The sequence below is a fragment of the Paracoccus saliphilus genome (genome assembly GCF_028553805.1).
Lineage (GTDB): Bacteria > Pseudomonadota > Alphaproteobacteria > Rhodobacterales > Rhodobacteraceae > Paracoccus > Paracoccus saliphilus.
In genome coordinates, this window is the sequence record NZ_CP067140.1 from 2,326,218 (window position 1) to 2,347,079 (window position 20,862).

The window sequence follows — 20,862 nt, forward strand, 5'->3', positions numbered from 1 at the left end:
AGATCCAACAGAGGAGAAACCCATGAAACTGACTACATCACTGGCAACGGTCTTGACCGGCATCACCATTTTATCGAGCCCTGCATTCGCGCAAGACCAGATCTCGATCGGATCGAGCTCATCCGGTTCAGGACCCTACGTGAATGGGGCATTGATGGCCGATGTCGCCAACAAAGCACAGAGTGATTACAGGTTTTCGGTTCAGACAAGCGGTGGTTACAAGGACAATCTTGGCCTTGTGCTGAACGATGATGTCGATATCGGCCTGAATACCTTGATCGATCTGAGCTTCGCCTATCAGCAAAAGGGCGATTTTGCCGAAGTTCCGATCAAGGAGCAGTTCAAGGATCTGCGTATGCTCTTCACATTCGGCATCGTTCCGGAGAATTTCTTTGTCCGTGAAGACAGCGGCATCACGTCGATTGACGGTATCAAGGGCCAGTCCTTCAATATCAACGTTCCCGCGAGCTTTACCCACGGCCTCAATGTCGAGCTCCTCAAGGCCGCCGGGATCTCCATGTCCGACTTTCAGCCCGGAAATGTCCCGACGGGGCAGGTATTCGACGAGGTTCAGAACGGAATCTTTGTCGGTGGAAGCCATGTGTTCCAGCTCGGGCTTGGAAACGCGCAAAGACTTTCCGCAACTACTCCCATCAGGTATCTGGATATCCCGCAACCCATCATCGACGGTATGAACGAAGCCTATGACGGGCTGTTGGTGCCGTTCGAGATTCCCGCCGGGACCTATAAGGGGCAGGACGAGGCGGTCCAGACATTCGGGTTGGCACAGGTCGTGTTTACCGATGCGGATGCAGACGAAGAAATGATCTACAGTTTCACGAAGAACTTCTGGGAGAACCTTGAAGCGCTGCAGGAGCAGAACTCGAGCTTCGCAGGAATTACTCCCGAGTTGGGGGCCAAGGACTACGGAGTTCCCATGCATCCGGGAGCTGAACGCTATTTCAAGGAAGTCGGTCTCCGTTGACCCGCCAGGAAAGTTCCTATCTTGGTCCCCGTCAGCACAAATTCCCCAAGTTTGAGGTTGTGATATAAGTTGGATTTGGATTTCGTCAGAGTAGCGAATGAACGAAGATAAGATCCAAATCCTCTAAATCGACATCACTGGCCAAGGCCTCTGCGGAACGCCGCCGTGAAGAGATCGCCCAGAAGCCTGTATACACAGATCATGGAGTGAAGCGTGAGCCGCCACGGTCCGAGGCGACGCCGAACGGCAAGCCGCGCTTCGCCAGTTGCCATGCCTATGGAACCTTGGAGAGAAATTCATTCGAGCCTGGGGCGCTTGCGCGCATAAAAACTCAGCCTGAGGAGCGTGCTCGACAATTACACCACTGTCGGTGAAATGTAGCTTCGCAGGCAAACTCCATCTCGTGCACAACCAAAATGCAGGTCCTGCCGCCTTCGGCGACCTTCTTCAAGCCAGACAGCACCTCCCTTACCGTATCCAGATCAAGGGGCGCTGAGGCTTCATCAAAGAGAATGAGTTCCGATTCCATGCAGAGGGTACGGGCAATCGCAACACGTTGCTGCTAGCCGCCCGATAACTCTTTGGTAAAGGCGTCAGCTTTAGCCGGGAGGCGCGATTTCGCCTAAGGTGACCTGCTTCGCAAATCACCATCCCGACCAGCGACTTCCGAAAAGTGCCGTATGAACATACCCGTCGGAAAACTGCGCTCGATCACCAAGCCCAGAAAACTGTAGCCCAGGCAACCGCAGAAGTTGCCAGACAATCCGAAAATCACCTCTCGACCGGCTTGATCCTCAAATCGTCAACTTGTCTTCAGCCGATATAGAACCGCATAGGCGATTGCCCCCACCACGAAGGTTGCCGGAGCCGAATAGGCCGCAGCGGTATCGCCGGAGAAATGCAGGACCAACCCGACAAGAGCCGCGAACAACCATGCTCCAAGCCCGGCGGGATTGACGGCGACTGCATGTTCAAGCGCAGAACGGTCCAGATTGTCAGCCAATTTATCGAACTTCAGGATATGTGTCATTGCAATCGCGACCCAGGCCACGACGAATATTCCCTGATAAGCCAATGCCTGAAGAATATAGGCAAACACATCCGCCAGCATCAGCAGATAGGTGACCACGCCAACGACGCAGGCCCAGACGATCTTTGGCAGCTTCAGATGGAAGACTGTTTCCGCGAAGCTCTCCATGTTCACGGCCGCAAGGTAATAATTCGCCGTGTTGATGCGCGTCTGCGAGATCCATACGAATATCAGCCCCGCTAGCCCCATCAGATGGATCAGGGCAAGCACCACAGAAATCTCGGTCACGCCGCCCTCGGTCGGCAGGCTGGCGGCGAGGAATATACCGACAAGCCCGTTCAGCAGAAAGGTGACCAGATAAAAAGGCGCTCCGAAGTTGATGTTACCGTGATAATCCGCGTCTTCCTTTTTTCCGAAGCGCGCGAAATCATATGTAAACATCATCAGGATCCAGACACCCATATAAGCGGTGAAGCAGTTCCACCAGCCATTCGCCGGCGCACCACCCTCTGGCCCGAGCTTCAGCCATGCGTCTGAATAGCCATGGGTCGAGATGGCCAGAACCACGGCGGCCAACAGTCCCAGAAGATAAAAGGGCAGCAATACACCGTTGAACTTGTCCAGCCAGTTTTGGATCGAGCCGAAAATCAGCACCACTGAATAAATCACCACGATCAGTGCGGCCAGCGAGTAGGACAGGCCGGTATAGCTGTTCAGCGCAAGCGCGATGACCGACCCCTCGAACACGGCGTAATAAATCGCCGTGGCGAAAAAGATCAGTGTGGCGAGGGCCGCCCCGGTGCGGCCCAAAAGAATCCGTGAGAACAGTGAAACCGACAGGCCGGTCCTGATCGAGTGGCGTGACAGGACGGCGTTTACTGCCGAAAAGGCGATCACCGAAAGCACCATTCCGATGATCGCGTTCACCGATCCATATGCAAGCGCCAGGGTCGCGGCAACGACCAGATAGAACATCGCCGAGCAGACCGACCACCAGGCCATGGTCAGCGGCATCCGCGCCATGCGCTGATCGGGCGGCACGGGCTGATCCGAGAATTCCAGCCCCTGCGTCTGTTCGTCCATCGTATTGTTTATTGTTCCAGCCATTTTATCCTCCCTGTGTTTCGACCGATCGACCCCCTTATGCCCAGTGGCTTACGGTCCGGCGTTCGAAGCTTTCCCTGAATTGTTGTGTTGTCTTTTCAAGCAGTTCACCCGTCTCCCAATCGAGAATCGTGGCGTAACGGCGCACCGCGTCGAGACTGTTGATTTCGCCTTCGCGATAGAGTGCGGCAACTTCTTCGGGCGGCATTCGGGCCCAATCCTTGCGCTTGGCACGGATCTCTTGCCGCAGTTTTTCGGTTGCAGGCAGATTGACCTCGAATTCACAAAGATCCGCATCCACCTCTGTCAGCACGACACCGTAATCCTTGGCGGCGCGCTCAATCGAGACGTAGTCATGGGCCACATCCTCGCAGACTGCCTGTGGATCGCGTTCCAGCGGATCGCCATAGCCACCTCCACCAGCGGTCGGTCTTGCGAATTCATCGCCGGTATTGACCGGGTAATCGGAAAAGACCGAGCCCAGCCATTTCGCCTCCTGCTCGCCGCTGCGGCGGATCGAGAGGCCATGCGGCATTGATGGCAGCCCGCCTTCGATCCCCCAGACGACGGCGCGTTCGCGGTCGCAGATATAGGACATGACCGCCCCTTCGCTTTCCAGCAGGATCGAGGTTTTCTGCACCCCCGCTCCACCGCGCCATTTGCCCGGACCAGCACTGTCGCGCAGGATCTGGAACTCGACTGTTCTGGTCGGGTTGACGCGCTCGTTCCCTTCATTGGGTTGTGACATGAGACCGGTTCCGAAACAGGCCGTCGTCACATCCGAACCGTCCTTGCCGTTCCGGCCGCCCCAGCCACCAGGAAGCCACTCGTAGAACATGAAGATCGGCTTTTCGGGTGAGCGCAGGTCGCGCCCTCCGGCAAGCAGGTATTCAAGGTTGAAAGCGCAGGCGATCGCCTTGTCCGGCATGATCTGTGACCACATTTCGAAAATCGCGTTCATGATCTTCTCGAAGGGCATCAGAAAGCCGGTCACCGCCACAGGCCATTGCGCGCTGACCACGCTGTTTTCCGGCGCCTTGATGTCGATCATGCGGTAAAAGCCGGAATTGAGCGGCAGATCGGGGAAGAAGGTCTTCATCCCCGCAACAACAGCCGAGAATGTCGCCCCGGGCGCGGAATTGTAAATCGAGGAGATCGTCGGGTGGCTACCCTCGAAATCATAGGTGATCCGGTCGCCCTTGATGGTCATCGTGATGTGGATCGGAATCATTCCCTCGCCCCGCGCGGGATCGCGGTCGATATAGTCCACGGTTTCCCATTCACCGTCGGGCAAGGCGGCGATACGGCTACGGACCGCCGTTTCGACATAATCCTGCACTTCGCGCATACCCTGCAGAACCTGGTTCTTGCCGTATTTCCGAACCAGCCGCAGGATTTCCCGCTCGGCCACCGCCGTGGCGCCTGCCTGCGAGTGGATATCACCGATGATCGATGCCGGATCACGCGTGTTCTGCGCGATCATATTGGCAACATCGTGGCAGAACTCTCCCGCACGGAACAGGCGCACAGGGGTGATCCGAACGGCTTCGCGGAACATGTCACGGGCAGAGACATCGAAAGATCCGGGAACCGAGCCCCCAAGATCGGACCAGTGACCATTCGATTGCGAGAAGCCGATCAGATCGTCGTCATCGAAGATCGGGCGCACAAGGCGGACATCCGAGAAATGCGTGCCGCCCGCATAAGGGTCGTTGATAGCATAGACATCCCCGGGCAGCATCTCGCCCGAGAATACCCTGATGACATCCTTGCAGGTGAAATGCAGCGTTCCGACATGGACGGCGATATCCTGGTTGCCCTGCGCGACCGAATTGCCTTCGGCATCATGCAGCGCGTTCGAGAAATCCCGGTTATAGATCACGAATGAATAGCAGGTGCGCAGCATCTGCTCGGCCATCTGGTCGACCGAAGTGATGAAGGAGTTTTTCAGAACCTCGAAGGTCACCGGATCGAGGCGGTCCGTGTCTTGCGTCTTCATATCCATGGCTCAGCCCTGTGTGTTGATGCGAATGTTGAAATATTCGTCGACCTCTGCGGACATGCCGGGGGGGATGACGGTTGTCGCATCGAATTGTTCGACGATGGCCGGACCGGCGATCTTCGCCCCGGCCATTAGCTCTTCGCGCTGATAGATTGCGGTCTCATGTCCGTTGTTCTCGAACCAGACCTGACGCTTGCCGACGGGCTCGGGCCGATGCGGTTTCACTGGTTGCTTCTGCAATTCCGCCTTGGGCACGATGCCGACGGCCTTTACCGCCACCCGGAACAACGAGACTTCGGCATCCTCGCGCGCGTAGTTGTATTCGCGCTCGTGATGGGCGTGAAATGCCTCGACCAGTTCGGAAATATCGGTGATTTCGGCAGATGCGGGAACCTGAAGCGACCGCCATTGGCCCTTGTACATCATCTCGACCGTTCGGCTCAAAACCATATCGTCCTCTGCCACGCCTTCGTGACGAAGCTGGCCCATCGCTTCTTTCTCAATCTTCCGGAAGGCGCTTTCGAGGTCCTCGGGGTGCGTGGCGACGGCAGGCTTCATGAAACTGTCCGAGAAATCGTGCTGGATATCGACCAGCAAACACCCGAGCGCCGAGGTCACGCCGGGATTGAGCGGCACGATCACTGTCGGGATCGAAAGCTCCTTCGCCACCGCTGCCCCATGCAACGCCCCCGCTCCGCCAAAGGCGCAAAGCGCAAAATCGCGAGGATCGTAGCCGCGCGAAATGGAAAGCAGCCTTACGGCATTTGCCATATTGGCATTTGCCACGCGGATAATCGCCTCGGCGGCCTCGTGCAGTTCCATGCCGAAGGGTTCGGCAACCGTCGATCTGACCGCCGTCTCGGACAATGCCGGGTTGAGCGTCAGCTTGCCGCCTGCCAGCGTCGTCCCCAACCGGCCAAGCACCAGATTGGCATCGGTATTCGTGGCGATCTCGTTGCCGTTCCTGTAGCAGGCCGGTCCCGGACTAGCCCCCGCAGATTGCGGACCATTTCGCAAGGAGCCGCCTTCATCGCGCCAGGCGAGCGAACCACCCCCGGCACCGATGGTCAGCACCTCGATGGATGGAAAGCGGATCGGAAACCCGTATTCGATATACCAATCCTTGGTGATCCGGGATTCACCCTTGTAACTGACGGACACATCAGTCGAGGTTCCGCCCATATCGAAACCGATGGTATTCGGATAGCCGCACAGATTACCGATGAAACGGCTTGCAATTGCCCCTGCGGCGATACCGGAGCCGGCCAGGCGGGCCGCGAAATCACGCACCGCATTCGGGGTCATCACTCCGCCGCCGGTATGCAGCAGCAACAGATCGCGCTTGTACCCCTCGTCCCTCAGCCGGTCGCTGAGCCGCGAAACATAATCCACCACCACCGGCGATACGACAGCATTGGCCATAGTGGTCGAGAACCGTTCATGCTCAAAAATCTCCGGCATGATTTCGGCCGAGATCGAGATGGTCGCGTCAGGTATGATCTCCTTCAGGATATCACGCATGCGCCGTTCATTCTCGGCGTTGACATAGGAATTCATGAAGCAGATAGCGACCGATTTGACGCCGCGCTTCTTCAGGATTTCACCTGCGCGTCTTGCCCCTGCCTCGTCGAGGGCTTCGACGATCTTGCCTTCGGCATCGACCCGCTCGCGCACCGTCAAACGGTCGCGACGGGGAATATATGGCTTGGCCACGTCCTTGTATGTGTCCCAGAGATCCTCCTTGTTGGCTCGGCGGATCTCGACCACATCACGGAAACCTTCCGTACAAATCATCGCGCATCGAGGCAGATTACGGGTAATCAGCGCATTCGTTGCAACCGTAGTGCCATGGGAAAACATCGAGACACCGGCCAGGTCGATCTTCCCGATCTCGATGCCGTCCATGATCGCGCGCATGGGATCGTCCGGAGTCGAGGCGATCTTTTCGATACGTATCGCGCCGCTGGCCTCGTCCATGATGCAGATATCGGTAAATGTGCCGCCGACATCCACTGCGACTCGTGTATTTTCCATACGCTCTCCTCCTTGAATTGCACACATGATCTTCCTGCCGCCGGAATCGTGCTCCCGGCAGGAACCGGACCCGCTGGAACCGGGTCAGTTTTCGGAATAGGTCGAAGCGCCGGCCGTCGCCGGTGCTAGATTTCGCGGGTGGCTGTCATCGCCTCCCGCCGGGTTTCAGAAGCAGTTTTTCCGAACCTCGCGCGGTAATATTTCGAGAACTGCGCCTGATCCGTGAAACCCCAATCATAAGCGATATCCGAGATGCTGCGGATCGACTGACGAGAGGACAGTTCTTCGTTACAGCGGCTAAGCCGCCTTTCGCGGATATAGCCTTGGATCGATTGATCGGATTCATGGAACAACCGCTGAAGATAGCGTAGCGAGATACCACAGCCTTCCGCGACCATCCCCGGCGAGAGATCAGGATCTTTCAGATGCTCGCGTATGAAATTCTCCGCCCGTGAAAGATGTGCCGCGCGCACGGATGACAGGTTGCTGGTCAAAACGCGCTGATCATCCATGATCGCCAGGCACAGCAGTTCGGTCAGATGCGTTCCGGCGGCTCCGCGCGCGACCTCATCTATCGCTTCTAGATGACGGATCGTCGTATGCAGGCTGGAAACGAAATAGGACGCGATCCCGCTTTGACCGTCAAAGGTCAGCCCCCCAAGCCGTTCAGATCGCCCAAGCCTTGCCCGCATATGCGCGGTCGGAACCTTGAGCACCCATTGCCGGTTGCGTTTGGCATGCCAGTATTCATAGGGCGCGTCACTACGCTCGACCAGAAACCCGCCCGGCTTGCAGATCGACCGTCGGTCGCATTGCTCGAAATTGATGGTATCGTCTTCCGGCACCGCGATCAGCAGGGAACTTTCCGTTTCCTTCAGCAGGTGATGATTATGGCGCCGATAGATCAGCCCGTCACACTGGATTCGCGAAAGCTCGACGCTGCCAAGGCGCCAGCGATGCATACTGCCGGTGAACCGTTCCTTGTCATGCGGTTCGACCTCCAATGTGAAATAGGCTTGAGAAACCGCCTGGCGCCATGCCTTGCGGTTTTCCGCTTGGGAATAATTGGCGTGCTCACTCCCCATGTCTCACATCCCCCAGAGATGTCATCAAACTACGAACTGCCGATCACCATAGCATGTTTTTTTTCGCGTTCTTGTATATAGGCGCACATAGTTTTGTTCGGTCGCGCCCGTAGTTCGGGCAGCAGGGTATTGCGAACGCTTTTCAGCGGCAGGACTGCCGCTATCCGATGCAGGTCCATAGCCATCTGCACTTGCCCTTTGAGAAAAATTTCTCGAACCCACTGCCGGCGTTAACTATCTGCGAATACCTGCGGAGTAATCGACGGATGAGGAGAGTATAGCTGCCCGGGACGTAATCTGCGCACCTTTAAGGGTTTCGCCAAGAGGCTTTGTCGTATCGATGGCCCAAGCTCGAAAAGATAGGAAGGCAGATATCTTGATGCCAGAACCCGCCAGTCGTAGGGAAGGCCTGTATCGACAAGCCGCACCAAACGAAAGACAACGGTTGTGCAGTTTGCAGTGATGGTATTGTAGAATTCTGGTTTGGCAGCAAGCTGGTTGCCCCGCTCCAGGTAGGATACGAGCAGGAGCCTCGCCTGTTCGGGTGAAAGCCGTAATGGGAACAGGTATAAGTTTTTACGGCGGTAGTTTGTACGCAGCTTCACGATATCCCGTTCTTCCACTGCAATCAGGATCAGCTCGAACTTTTTGAAAAACGCTCCGAGGGACGAAAACACTTCGTCCGCCTCTCGACGGATCTCGGCAGAAAAGACAAGACGGCGACCGTCGGCAAACCCGAAACTTACCAGGACGTGGGCGATTGCCGGACTCGCCCAAACCGAAGTCAGAAGATCGACCGAGGTTATCGCGTTAAGAGATTACGTCCGGGACGTCCAGCGCACCGCAGCGGAGTTTTCGTCATGTCACACGAAATCTCGGATATTGTGCACGATGACGGTATCGCTCTGGAACTCCGCCGTTACCCCACGGGCAACATCAGGTGCCCAAATCAGGTCCTGCCGTGGGGTAATGCCGGACCACCAGAGCATGGTTGCGCCCAGGCAGGTGATGAACGCCAACCAGCCGCGCCGCATATTACGGCTGGCGAGAACGCCCAGTATACCGGCGACAACCACCGCGCCAAGACAGGCGAGCATAGCGAAGCGCTCGAACTGAAACCAGAAGGCTGCAAGAGACCAAGCCAAAAATAGGGTCAATGCGAAGCCCAAAAGCACTGCTTCGAACTTGCGCCGCATTCTACTGCCCCAAAGCCGTGTCAACGACCCTCAGAGGCGCTGAGATGATTTGCCCGGCCGAATTCAAGACAAAGGCACCCGCCTCGGTGAATGTGCTCCCCTTTTGCATCTCGCTGACCAGCGCGGGGTAGACGGATGCCAGCTGGATGTATCTATCGTGATTCAGGCGGCTGCGGGCATCGACGGCGGAAATGTCGATCAAGACCACATTGCTATCCCTTGCCGCGCTCTGGATGATAGGATCTGTGATATCCAGAGCGCCCACTCGCTTGTGCTGACCAGCTAGGGCGGAAAGCTCCAGCGCACGATCGTCCGGAGAAACCATGACCACCATCGGAATTTCCATTGTTTCGATTACCGCCAGCTGCTGGCGGAACACGTCCACGTCGATATCAGGGGCAGCAAGCAGAACCTCGAGATGGGACAGTGCCTCATCCTCGCCGGCAATCCTCATCTGACGCAACGCCTCCATCACGAGCCAGCCGCCCATGGAATGGCCAAAGACAGTCACCGGGTTTCCATCGGACGCCTCGCCAAGCCGCGTCAGAAGTTCGGCGAGCGCATCGCGTGAATAGGTCACCGATTCTCGATCACTGGCATAACCCAGAAGCGACGCGCTGGATGGCCAAGAGAAGAGAATCGGCGCGCCGGAGATTTGCGCGTCCGCCGCCATTTGCGCCGACCGAAACAGGGCCTCGGGAAAATTGTAGTTATAGCCATGGACAAAAACGCCCGTGCCCTCTGCGTTCGCAGCGTTTATGCGGCGTAAGAAGGTCTCCTTATCAAGACGCATATGGGACGCGACTGCAAAATCGGTTCGCGGGTTTGTCTCGCCCCGTGGCCATTCTATCTCGCCTGGAACATGGCCGGGCGGAATCGAAATGGCGAACTCGGCGAAGTGGGGCACTGGAGAGCGCAGGCTCGTAAAGCCATCTGCCGGAACCTGCGCTGTTTCTCTGGTCGTCGCAACGAATATCTGCTTGGTTTCGCCCTGAGGCGCTGACGCGCCGACTGGCCAGATGGTACGTGTGTCCGGACGGACTGCACAACCGGTGAGCACGCAGCAGAGAAGAAGAAGCGAAGGTTTGATCATTCTTGCCTCGTAACTAGGGGAACTGGCGTTTTGCGGCGCCAAACGCTTGCGTGTCGGGGGCGTGGAGGTTCCTGCGGCGGTCGGACAGCAGTCGCGAAACTCTACGGGATCGCCGCCGATAGAGCCGTGTCGTCATCAGCGCCGGAGCTTGCAAGTGAGTGCCTCCCACGATTTTTTGCCTTGGTGTTCTGAATCAACGGCGTATTAGCAGAGATGTGGTAATCCTACGGTTTTTAACGGGATTTGGTTGTAGAACTTACGCAGCCATTTTCAGTTTCATTGCGGGGGTAATGCCGCCGATGCCCATGTTCGGGCGGTCGTTATTGTAAGTCCAGAGCCACTGGGTAGGAAAGTGTTGGGCCTCCTCGATGCTGTTGATGATATATTGGTCCAGCCACTCGTGCCTGACTTTGCGGTTGTAGCGCTCTATATAGGCATTTTGTTGCGGCTGGCCGGGCTGAATGTGGGCCAACGCGATGCCATGCCTTTCAGCCCAATCCAGCAGTGCGTGACTGATGTATTCGGGCCGTTGTCCACTCCCGCCACTCAATGATGTTTTGAGGCTCCGGATGATCCGCTCTGCCGGCAGGGAAAAGTCCACCTCGATGCTCAAGCCTTCCCGGTTGAAGTCGTCCAGCACGTTCAGCAGCCGGAAGGCGCGGCCGTCTGCCAAACGATCCGCCATAAAATCCATCGACCAGGTCACATTCGGCCTTTCAGGCACAGCCAGAGTTCCCGGCACATCCCGCTTCAAGCGTTTGCGCGGCTTGATCCGCAGGTTCAGCTCCAGGACGCAGTAGATGCGGTAGACCCGTTTGTGGTTCCAAGGGTACCTCTTCACGTTCCTCAAATGCAGAAAACACAGCCCAAACCCCACGTCTTGCGGGCACCGGTCAGGCCGAGCAGCAGGTCAGCGATCAACTCGTTCTCATCACTCACAAGTGGTCTGTAACGATAGCGCGTCTCGCTGACGCCAAACGTCCGGCACGCCAGCGCGACGCTGACCCCTCTGCGTTCCACCGCGTTGCAGGTCATCTCGCGCCTTTGAGATGGCCCGGTCACTTTTTTCCCAAACCAGTTTCTGGTAAAAATCAACAGAATCGGCATTCAATAAAGTCCCTATAAACCGGCCATGCTAATTTCATTGTTCAGTCCAATGCGGAACTGATTCTTTCTGCCGCATCGTTCAAAAGATCAAGCGAATGTACCCGAAAATCGGAGTTGAAATGCGATCTGGGTCCAAAGACAGAAATACTCATTAGCAATGTGCCCCCGGATGTCCGAATGGGAACTGCCACAGCAGAGACTTCTTCTTCCCTTTCCGCGATGCAAATAGAATATCCAGCTTCGCGGACTCGTCTCGCCTCTTCGATGATCGCCTGACCTTCAAAAATGGTATTTGGAGTAAATTTCCTTCTTTCTACGGTCCCGAGATATTCTTGGAGTTCGCTCATGGTCATATTCGCCAGCCAAATCTTTCCGTTCGCCGTGCAGTGCAATTCGAGTTCTGCGCCAACGTTCATATGAATCGAATAAGGTCTTGGTGAGTTGGCACGCGCGATGATAACTACTTTTCCACGCCTCATAATTGTCGCCAGCGCGGTTTCCTCACTCTTCTGAGCCAGTTCTTCAAGAACCTCCTGCACGCAGCGGTGTCCTACATTAGCGGACATTGCGCTAGCACCGAGGTCCACAAGCTTGGAACTCAGCCGATATTGACCTCGCTTATCCAAAGACAATGCTCCGGCCACCTCCAAGGATCGAAGGAAGCGGTGTGCAGTTGCAGCTCTTAAGCCGAGTTCGGTAGTTAAATCCTGCTTTGTAATGGTTTGCCGGTTGTCGGAAAGAAGCGTCAGAATGTCAAAAGCCGTCAAAATCGAGTTGTTTAGTTGTTCAGCCATTTTTCAATTTCCAAAACGCGTGGCATTGACCATACAGCCTGCCAAGAAACGCGTTTGTTGCCTACCGCCGCAAGGTTTCAGAGATACAAGTTGCCAATACTGTTCGAATATCAATGTAAGTGATCCGATTTTGTGGTGAACATCATGATATCCACGCCGGGAAAGCCAGCACGATAGCCGGAAATGCCACCAGAAGAATAACGCGAACAATTTCGAAGAGGAAGAACGGAAGAGCTCCCTTGAATGTTTCAATCATTGGCACGTCCCTGGCCAAAGCATTGATGATGAAGACGTTCATCCCGACAGGTGGCGTGATCAACCCGAGCTCCACTACGATCAGCGCCAGGACACCGAACCACAGCTTCGTCTCGTTCGGTGTGAGCCCGAAATCCAGCCCCGAGATCACAGGCCAGAAGAAAGGGAGGGTAAGCAGAATGATTGACAGGGAATCCATAAACATCCCCATGACTATGAGGGCAGCCAGGACAACAAGAAGCAGCAAGTAGGGCTGCAGGCCGGATTCCAGCATCGCGTTCGCGGCGGCTTGCGGCACGCCTCCCCGCGACATGAAAATCTTTAGCAGCTCCGCTCCGAGCACGATGAGATAGATCATCCCGGCATTCTTCGCGGTAGAAAGGATCGCCGCGACGATATCCCGCAAAGACAGGACGCGGCGAGCGACGCCGTAGGCAAGCACCAGGAATACGCCGATCGAAGCGGCTGGTGTCGCGGTGTAGAGTCCAAGATACATGCCGCCGAGGACGATACCGAACACGAGGATGACTGGAATTGCACCCAAGGTCGCGGCCAGGAGTTCCTGGTGATCCACCCTCCCCCCCTTCGGGCCCGCGTCTGGAGCGATGCGTGTGTAGAGTGCGATCGCCAATATAAAGAAAAGAACGGCGACCATACTCGGCACCATCGCCGCCGAGAACATCTCGACGATATTAACCTCGACGATAACCGAATATACAACCAGCACGATGGACGGTGGGATCAGGATACCAAGCGTCCCGCCCGCCGCGAGGGTGCCAGTCGCAAGGGCGGGCGAGTAGTTGTAGCGCCGCAGCTCAGGAAGCGCGACCTTTCCCATGGTTGAGGCCGTTGCGAGCGACGAACCGCAAATGGCGCCGAAACCCGCGCACGCTGTGATCGCGGCCATGGCAACCCCCCCGCGAAAATGACCCAACCATGCGTTCGCCGCTCGAAACAGGCCAAAGGACAGATTGGCCCGGGTCGCAAGATGTCCCATGAGTATGAAAAGCGGTGCAACAGACAGATCGTAGTTGGTAAACGTGCCGAAAGCGAGCGACTTCATCTGGGATAGCAGGATCATGGGCCCAGAGATCAAGTAGATACCCGCCATGCCGACCAAGGCCATTGCAAAGGCGATCGGAATCCGCACCGCGATCAGTAGAACCATAATGATAAGTCCGACGAGCCCGGTTAAGAATTCTTGGCCCATATGTTCAGTCCTTAATTCTTGTTGAGTTGCGGATCCAACACTCAAGCAGTTGCGTCATGATCCACTTGTTCGGGCAGAACGCCTTGAGCCGTTTGAACCATGTTCGCAATGGCCGCCAATACGAATAGAGCAAGCGAAAGGAGTGTCGGGACATAGGCGATCCAGACCGGGAACTGGTAGATTGCCGTGGTCTCCCGATAGACATAAACATCCTTGAGACCGTGGCCCATTCTCCAGATGAGGAACAGACCGAATACCGCACCCAAAAGTGCGCCAATTCCTGCAAGGATAGTGATCGTACGAGGGCGCAACGACGCTGTGAAGATATCGGCAGAAACGTTTGAGCCGGTAATCTGGCAATAAGGCAGCATCATGAACATAGCGACAGCGGCGCCGATCTGCACAATCTCGTAAACGCCCGGTATCGGGCTCCGCCAGATTGCCAGACCGACAACGCTCACCACATTGACAGCCACGATTCCGAACAGGATGACGCCACCGCCGATCGCCCACCATTTACACAGATGATAGGCGAACAAGACGAAGCCGCCTCTTCCGGGTTGCATAGCCGGCATGCTTCTCTCCTTATTCCGAATAGGTGGCGATAGACGCACGTGCAGCATCGACAATGCCTTGGCCATCGATTCCAAGGCCATTGGCCTCTTCAATCCAGCGCGTAACAACCGGTTCTACCGCTTCCTCGAACGCCGCACTCTCCTCTGCTGTCAATGTGACGAGCGTATTGCCAGCTTCAGTCGCAACCTCAAGTCCCTGGACATCCGTGTCCGCCCAGATCTGCCCGACCTCGCGCAGCCAGTCCTCACCGGAATTATCCAAAAAGATTTGCTGGATGTCTGCAGGGAGGCTGTTCCAGCGATCGAGATTCATCGAAACTTGGAACACGCTAGTCCCAAGCCGTCCGCCATCTGCAAGCTCAGTCTGGTAGTCAGTCAGATCCTGCAATTGCAGCGCCGGGATGATTTCGTAGGGCACAAGCCCTCCGTCAACGACACCGCGCGACAAAGCCTGTGGAAAATCTGGCACCGGCATAGAAACCGGATTGGCTCCAAGTGCCTCGGCCACCCAGGCACCGGTGCGGGTCGGAATACGCAGGCTCTTCCCTGCCAAGTCTGACGGGGTACGCACTTCTGAGTCCGTCGTATGAATAGCCTGACCGGCATGGACGTGCTGGAACAGGACCTTCACACCGACATGCTCTTCCGCGAGATGGGTATCAAACAGCTCAGCAAGGGCCAAATTCGTCGCACCGGGATCATTTCGATGCACATTGGGCAGTTCGAACACCTCGGTTCTGGGGAACAACCCCGGCGAATAGCCGTTCAGCGTCCAGACCATTTCAACGACGCCGTCGCGCACTTGCCGGATCAATTCAGGCGGTGTTCCACCGAGCGACATACTGGGATAAATCTCGATGTCGATACGTCCGTCAGACGCCACTTCGATCCGCTGTGCCCAAGGCTCAAGCATTTGTGTCTGTGCTGGAGCATTCGGTCCTAGGAAGTGATGCAGTTTCAGTTCAAATTCCTGCGCTGTCGCCGGCAGGACGAAGATGGCCGTCGCGATCATTGCCGAAGCGATGTTACGCACCATTGTCGAAATACTGCGAGTATTGAACCGCTCCAAAAATTTCTGTTTGTAAGACGTCATATTATCCTCCCGGTTTTGAACCCTTTACCTTTGTTCGGGTCCGTTACATTGATCTTTTAATAGAGCAACTGAACCTCGGAACCTATTTCCACCTCAAGTAGAAATGGTCCTTTGGTACAAAGCGCTTCGTCAAGCGCTGCTGCAAGTTTTTCGACTTCTGTGACGCGCCGTGCCCGACATCCCATACCTTGGGCGAGGCTCGGAAATTCCAGCCCGTCGATCTCGATACCAGGGACATTGCGCACCTGAAGCACCTTGCTGAAGGATCGCATGGCACCATAACCGCCATTGTTCACGACGATCACGGTTAGGTCCAAGTCTTGCTGGACTGCAGTCCAAAGTGCCTGTGGCGAATACATAAATGACCCGTCCCCAATCAGGCAGACGGTTTTGCGGTCCGGCTTTCCTAGCCCGTGACCGACTGCCGCGGGCAATCCGTAGCCGAGCCCCCCACTTGCCATCGTGAAGAAACTGCCCCATTCCGTCAGCTGGACATATTCCTGCATCAACGGTCTTAGCGATGGCGCTTCTTCTACGAGTACTGTCTTGGGGCTTAAGCGCTGGCCCATTTCCCACAAGAGAATCGCGGGTGTGATCTCACTTGCTCTCGCAGGCTCTCGTGCCGGCGCGCGCAATGTCGGACAAGAGTGGTCAGCCTGTGGCAATTGACTGGCGAGTTGCGGGACGGAGAACCTCAGACTACCGACAATACTTGTGCCTAGTGGCGCCGAGGCTGCCGTTGCTAGATCAACCGTCAAATGAAAGATGGACAGGTCGCTTTCGGCCAATATCGATTTGCCTGGCACATGATAGGTAAAGACTGGTGCGCCAACGGCCACCACGACATCGAATTGGATTAATGCCTGAGCGACTTTTTCCGGCGCTGCAGGTAAAAAACCAGCAAAGAGAGGATGGTTTTCCGGAAATGCAATCCGGGCGGCGAATGGCGCGGCATAAACAGGTGCCCCAATGCGCTCCGCGAGCCGGACCATTTCTTCTCCCACACCCTCTTCGTCAACCTCAGTTCCGACGACGAAGGCAGGCTGCTTGGCGTCTTTGATCGTGCGCGCTGCATTTTTAAGGATCTCCGGGTCTGGAGCGCAGTCCGTCGATACCAGCCGAGGTATTACGGGTGTACACATATGCGCCCAGTCATCTGCCGGAACAGATACGAAAGTCGGTCCCCAAGGCCGCTGCATAGCGATGCGGTAAGCTTGGGCAATTGCATCTGGGACATCCTCGGGGCGAGCTGGCTCTACACTGTACTTGACGTAGGGCTTAGGAAAATCGACTGCATTCGAAGCTCCAAGAAACGGGTAGTTGGGCAACAGTTCCCGAGATTGTTGACCAGTGATAATCACCATCGGGGCGCGGTTACGGAAAGCCGTGTAGACATTTCCAAGTGAATGACCGAGACCCGCAGCTGAGTGGAGGTTCACGAAAGCCGCCTTGCCAGTGGCCCGCGCATAGCCATCCGCCATACCGACCACGGATGCCTCCTGCAATCCGAGCACATAGTGTATATCGTCGGGCCAGCGATCCAACATCGCCAGTTCAGTCGACCCCGGGTTCCCAAATATGGTATCCACTTCAACTGACCTCAGAAAGTCGAACGTTGCTTCCCGCACCGTTTGCAAGGGCGCGTTCTTATTTTTTGAAAGCATGCACTAAACCTCAATCGCACGATGACAGGTATCTGTACTTGACACACGGCCTATTTCCGCCGCGCAACAGGTATATCGGCCAATTCAGAATGGATAATGCTGGTGGGGGTTTTCGATGGTGATCCACCGCAACTCGGTGAACTGGTCGACGCCTTGCTGACCACCGAACTTGCCGTAGCCCGAGTCTTTGATTCCTCCGAACGGCATTTGTGCCTCATCGGCAACGGTCGGGCCATTGATGTGACAGATGCCAGATTCGATCGCTTCAGCTACCCGGATCGACTCAGTGATGTCCGATCCGAATACTGCCGCAGCGAGCCCATAGGCATTGTCATTGGCCAATTGGATTGCGTGATCGGCATCCCGTGCGCGCATGACTGCAACCACAGGACCGAAACTCTCCTCACCGTAGAGCTCCATATCGGCGCTCACCTTGTCCACAACGGTTGCACCCATGATCGTGCCATTTGCCGGGACCTCGCCCGCAACAACCTGCGCGCCTTTCCTGACAGCGTCATCCACAAGGTGACGCACACGATCCATGATATCGGTATCGACAACCGAGCCAAGAACAACATCGGCGATCGCACTGTCACCGAAACTGAGCGAATCTGCTTTTGCTGCGAACCGGGATACGAATTCGTCGGCGATCGACTCATCGACGATAATCCGTTCTGTGGACATGCAAATCTGCCCCTGATTCATAAACGCGCCGAAGGCAGCGGCATTTACTGCCGCGTCGATGTCGGCATCCTTGAGGACGATCAGAGGCGCCTTGCCCCCAAGTTCCAAAAGTACTGGCTTGAGATATTTCGCAGCCTCGCTAGCAATGATTTTGCCAACGCGCGTCGAACCCGTGAAGTTGATCCGTTTGACGTTCGGATGGGCGATCAGGCTTGAGACGATCTCGGGCGCATCTTCTGCCGAATGTGTGACGACGTTGAGTACGCCTTTGGGCAAGCCGCCGCGCTCGAAAATCTCGGCAATCATCCGATGCGTCCCTGGGCAGCGCTCAGAGGCCTTGAGAACCACGGTATTGCCACATGCGATCGGCATGACCACCGCGCGTACCGCCAGGATAATTGGTGCGTTCCAAGGCGCCATTCCAACCATGATACCTACAGGGCGACGAACTGCCATCGCGAGTGACCCTGGCTTGTCGCTCGGTATGATCTCTCCCGTGATCTGAGTTGTCATCGCGGCCGCTTCGCGAATCATGCCAGCGGCGATTTTCACGTTGAACCCCAGCCAGATCTTGGTAGCACCGGTTTCACGAGATGCGGTCTTCATGAAGTCGGCGCCTGCTGCATCGAAGGCTTCCGCGACCTTCAATAAGATGGAACGCCGTTGCGTTGGGCTGGTTTTCGACCAGTCATTGAATGCCCCGGAGGCTGCCTCAACGGCGCGGTCGACATCTTCTGACTTGGCCGCTGGTGCCGTCGTCACAACATCTCCGGACACAGGATTTCTACGCACAAACTCACCGTTCGCAACGGCACCTACCGATTCTCCACCGATTAACATGTCAATTTTCATTAATCTTCCTCCCAAAGAGCGGCCCCCAAGTGTCTCAACCGGTATTTGCGGGGCAGTTTTCTAGCAACATAGCGAATACATCTATAATAGCAATATTTCTATCTATTATAGATATTTTAGAACTGCTCGTCACGAGGACGAAATGGTATCAGCCTAGTCACTGTCTTTTCCCGCGCTGGTCTCGGCCACCATCACGAAGTCGAAAGGGCAGCGCCATTCGGTCTCGCCTTCGACATATTCGAACGGGGCCACAAGCGTCTGCTTCACACCGAACACTGCGTCATCGTTAATATAGTGGTCTTCCCCCACGAAAATGTGCGTCACGATCTTCTTGTGCCCGGGCGCTGTAACCAGAAAATGCATGTGGGCAGGCCGGTAAGGATGGCGTCCAAGGCTGTCCAGTAACTTGCCAACGGGCCCGTCATCGGGGATTGGGTAAGAAACGGGCTTGATCCCAACGAAACGGTAAAACCCTTCCGACCCAGTGATAAAGCGCCCGCGATTGTTCCATTTCGGTTGGAGCCCCGGCTGCTGGACATCGTAGAATCCGTCGATATTGTCGGACCAGACATCGACACAAGCCCCTTCGATCGGCGCGCCGTACAAATCGAGCACCCGGCCCTCGTAAAGGCAGCTTTCGCCTTTTCCATCAAGGCTGATATTCGCACTCATCTCGCGGATCGGGGCGCTTGCGACATGGAAGGGTCCGAGTACGGTATTTTCTGTCGCGCCCGCCGGGCGGCGATTGTTGATCGCGTCGATCAGCATCGAGAACCCAAGCACATCGGAGAGAAGGATGAACTCCTGACGTTCCTCCGAGCAGAGCTGGCCCGTCTGAGTCACGAAATCGATGCCAAAATCCCATTCCTCCTGAGTCAGCTCGATCTCTTTTGCGAACTCGTGAAGATGTTTCACGAGACAGCTCATGACTTCGCGCAGACGGGGCGAAATATCCACGCCCATCCGGGCATTGACTGTGGAAACTGATTGCTCTTCCGTGAAATATTTGGTCATTTTGCCTCTCCTAGCACGGGACGCTGCCCATAGAATGCCCTTTGCAGAAGTTCTCGCACGGCCCGTTTTTCGATGGGGACGGGGTTCCAATACGGGTTGCTCACAGCCTCCCTGGCGATCCGGTCCAGGTCGCGCTCAACTACCCCAAGGACGTTCAGGTCTGTCGGGGCACCCAGTGTGCGGGTGAAATCGAAAAGTCCTCCGGCCGCAGACTCCGCTTCCAACAATTCCGCCAGTGGCGCTAGCTTGTCGGGAACCGCCTGCTCGTTGTACGCGGTTGCCTGCGGTAGAATAACGGCATGGGTCTCGGCATGCGGCAGGTTCAGGACACCGCCGAGTGTGTGGCAGAGCTTGTGGTGTAGCGCCATGCCGACCTGATCCAGCATCGAGCCGCAGAGCCATGCTCCGAAAAGCGTATCCTCTCTCGCGTCGAGATCGTCAGGCGAGGCGGTCACGCGTGGCAGTCCGTAGATAAAGGCTTTCAGCCCGGCCAAGGCGAGTTCCGATGAAAGACGATTCGCATTTTGCGCATATAGCGCTTCAACCGCGTGAGCCATTGCATTGAGACCACTGGTCACAGAAGCGGAAACCGGCAGGTCGCGTACGAGCTCTGCATCATAGACGATCACTTCCGGCTGGACTTTCTGCGACCGCAAGGTGTTTTTCCTGCCATGATCGGTTTGCCCAAGAACGGGTGTCGCCTCGGACCCCGCATATGTGGTTGGGATGACGATCTGTGGCAGATCGGTGCGATAGGAAATCGCCTTGCTCAAACCTATGGTAGATCCGCCGCCAACGGCGACCAGACAATCCGCACTACGCTCGGCCAGAACTGCCATGGCCATCTCGGTAATGTCGACGGGAGTGTGCATAGTCGCTTTTGAAAACAGGCCGACGGCCGCCTTGCCAAGGGCCTCTGCCACCTCTTCGCCCTGAGTAACCTGCTGCGATGTCGTCAGGATGAGCGCCCGCCGCCCCCCGACATGGTCGAGCTCAGACGAAAGGTCTTTTCGTCCACCGAGTTCGAAGCGCACACGCACTGGCTTCCCTGAATAGTCGAACCCCGCATGAAACACAGCCATCGC

General features: G+C 56.2%; 16 protein-coding genes and 1 pseudogene. 1 reads left to right on the plus strand and 16 read right to left on the minus strand.

Annotation, left to right across the window (positions count from 1 at the left end; all coding sequences use genetic code 11):
• Positions 1-22: 22 nt before the first annotated feature.
• Positions 23-985 (plus strand): TAXI family TRAP transporter solute-binding subunit, encoded by a 963-nt coding sequence (locus tag JHX88_RS11175; protein ID WP_076527071.1) that lies wholly within the window; start codon positions 23-25, stop codon positions 983-985.
• 802 nt (positions 986-1,787) lie between these two features.
• Here JHX88_RS11175 and JHX88_RS11180 read toward each other — a convergent pair.
• The 16 genes and pseudogenes from JHX88_RS11180 to JHX88_RS11255 form a co-directional block, all read right to left on the minus strand.
• Positions 1,788-3,122 carry a purine-cytosine permease family protein gene (locus JHX88_RS11180; protein WP_076527070.1) on the minus strand — a complete coding sequence of 445 codons (1,335 nt, stop codon included), beginning with the start codon at positions 3,120-3,122 and terminating at the stop codon, positions 1,788-1,790.
• A gap of 34 nt (positions 3,123-3,156) precedes the next feature.
• Positions 3,157-5,124, minus strand: a complete 1,968-nt coding sequence (locus JHX88_RS11185; RefSeq protein ID WP_076527069.1) for a hydantoinase B/oxoprolinase family protein — start codon at positions 5,122-5,124, stop codon at positions 3,157-3,159.
• Positions 5,125-5,127: 3 nt separating this feature from the next.
• Entirely contained in the window at positions 5,128-7,155 is a 2,028-nt protein-coding gene (locus JHX88_RS11190) for a hydantoinase/oxoprolinase family protein (RefSeq protein WP_076527068.1), read from the minus strand.
• A gap of 125 nt (positions 7,156-7,280) precedes the next feature.
• Positions 7,281-8,240: an AraC-like ligand-binding domain-containing protein gene (locus tag JHX88_RS11195; RefSeq protein WP_076527067.1), complete on the minus strand. Its 960-nt coding sequence runs from the start codon at positions 8,238-8,240 to the stop codon at positions 7,281-7,283.
• A 230-nt stretch (positions 8,241-8,470) separates the two neighbouring features.
• On the minus strand, positions 8,471-9,046 hold the full coding sequence (locus JHX88_RS11200) for an Lnb N-terminal periplasmic domain-containing protein (protein WP_141225871.1): 576 nt from the start codon (positions 9,044-9,046) through the stop codon (positions 8,471-8,473).
• A gap of 57 nt (positions 9,047-9,103) precedes the next feature.
• Entirely contained in the window at positions 9,104-9,436 is a 333-nt protein-coding gene (locus JHX88_RS11205; protein ID WP_141225870.1) for a hypothetical protein, read from the minus strand.
• 1 nt (position 9,437) lies between these two features.
• Entirely contained in the window at positions 9,438-10,529 is a 1,092-nt protein-coding gene (locus tag JHX88_RS11210) for an alpha/beta hydrolase (protein WP_076527066.1), read from the minus strand.
• A gap of 256 nt (positions 10,530-10,785) precedes the next feature.
• Positions 10,786-11,600 (minus strand): annotated as a pseudogene (locus JHX88_RS11215) (integrase core domain-containing protein); the annotation flags it as partial.
• A gap of 77 nt (positions 11,601-11,677) precedes the next feature.
• The gene (locus JHX88_RS11220; protein ID WP_076527065.1) at positions 11,678-12,430 is read right to left on the minus strand and encodes an IclR family transcriptional regulator; all 753 of its coding nucleotides are present in this window, start codon (positions 12,428-12,430) and stop codon (positions 11,678-11,680) included.
• A 142-nt stretch (positions 12,431-12,572) separates the two neighbouring features.
• On the minus strand, positions 12,573-13,895 hold the full coding sequence (locus JHX88_RS11225; RefSeq protein WP_076527064.1) for a TRAP transporter large permease: 1,323 nt from the start codon (positions 13,893-13,895) through the stop codon (positions 12,573-12,575).
• 41 nt (positions 13,896-13,936) lie between these two features.
• Positions 13,937-14,470, minus strand: coding sequence for a TRAP transporter small permease (locus JHX88_RS11230; RefSeq protein WP_076527063.1), 534 nt, complete (start codon positions 14,468-14,470; stop codon positions 13,937-13,939).
• A 10-nt stretch (positions 14,471-14,480) separates the two neighbouring features.
• The gene (locus tag JHX88_RS11235) at positions 14,481-15,563 is read right to left on the minus strand and encodes a TRAP transporter substrate-binding protein (protein ID WP_272847998.1); all 1,083 of its coding nucleotides are present in this window, start codon (positions 15,561-15,563) and stop codon (positions 14,481-14,483) included.
• Between the two features lie 56 nt (positions 15,564-15,619).
• Complete coding sequence (gene mdlC / locus JHX88_RS11240) at positions 15,620-17,227, minus strand: benzoylformate decarboxylase (RefSeq protein ID WP_076527062.1); 1,608 nt, start codon at positions 17,225-17,227, stop codon at positions 15,620-15,622.
• An 84-nt stretch (positions 17,228-17,311) separates the two neighbouring features.
• Complete coding sequence (locus JHX88_RS11245; protein WP_076527061.1) at positions 17,312-18,763, minus strand: aldehyde dehydrogenase; 1,452 nt, start codon at positions 18,761-18,763, stop codon at positions 17,312-17,314.
• A gap of 153 nt (positions 18,764-18,916) precedes the next feature.
• On the minus strand, positions 18,917-19,777 hold the full coding sequence (locus tag JHX88_RS11250; protein ID WP_076527060.1) for a dioxygenase family protein: 861 nt from the start codon (positions 19,775-19,777) through the stop codon (positions 18,917-18,919).
• Positions 19,774-20,859, minus strand: coding sequence for a maleylacetate reductase (locus tag JHX88_RS11255; protein WP_076527059.1), 1,086 nt, complete (start codon positions 20,857-20,859; stop codon positions 19,774-19,776). Before JHX88_RS11255 ends, JHX88_RS11250 begins: the two co-directional genes overlap by 4 nt.
• Between the last annotated feature and the right edge of the window lie 3 nt (positions 20,860-20,862).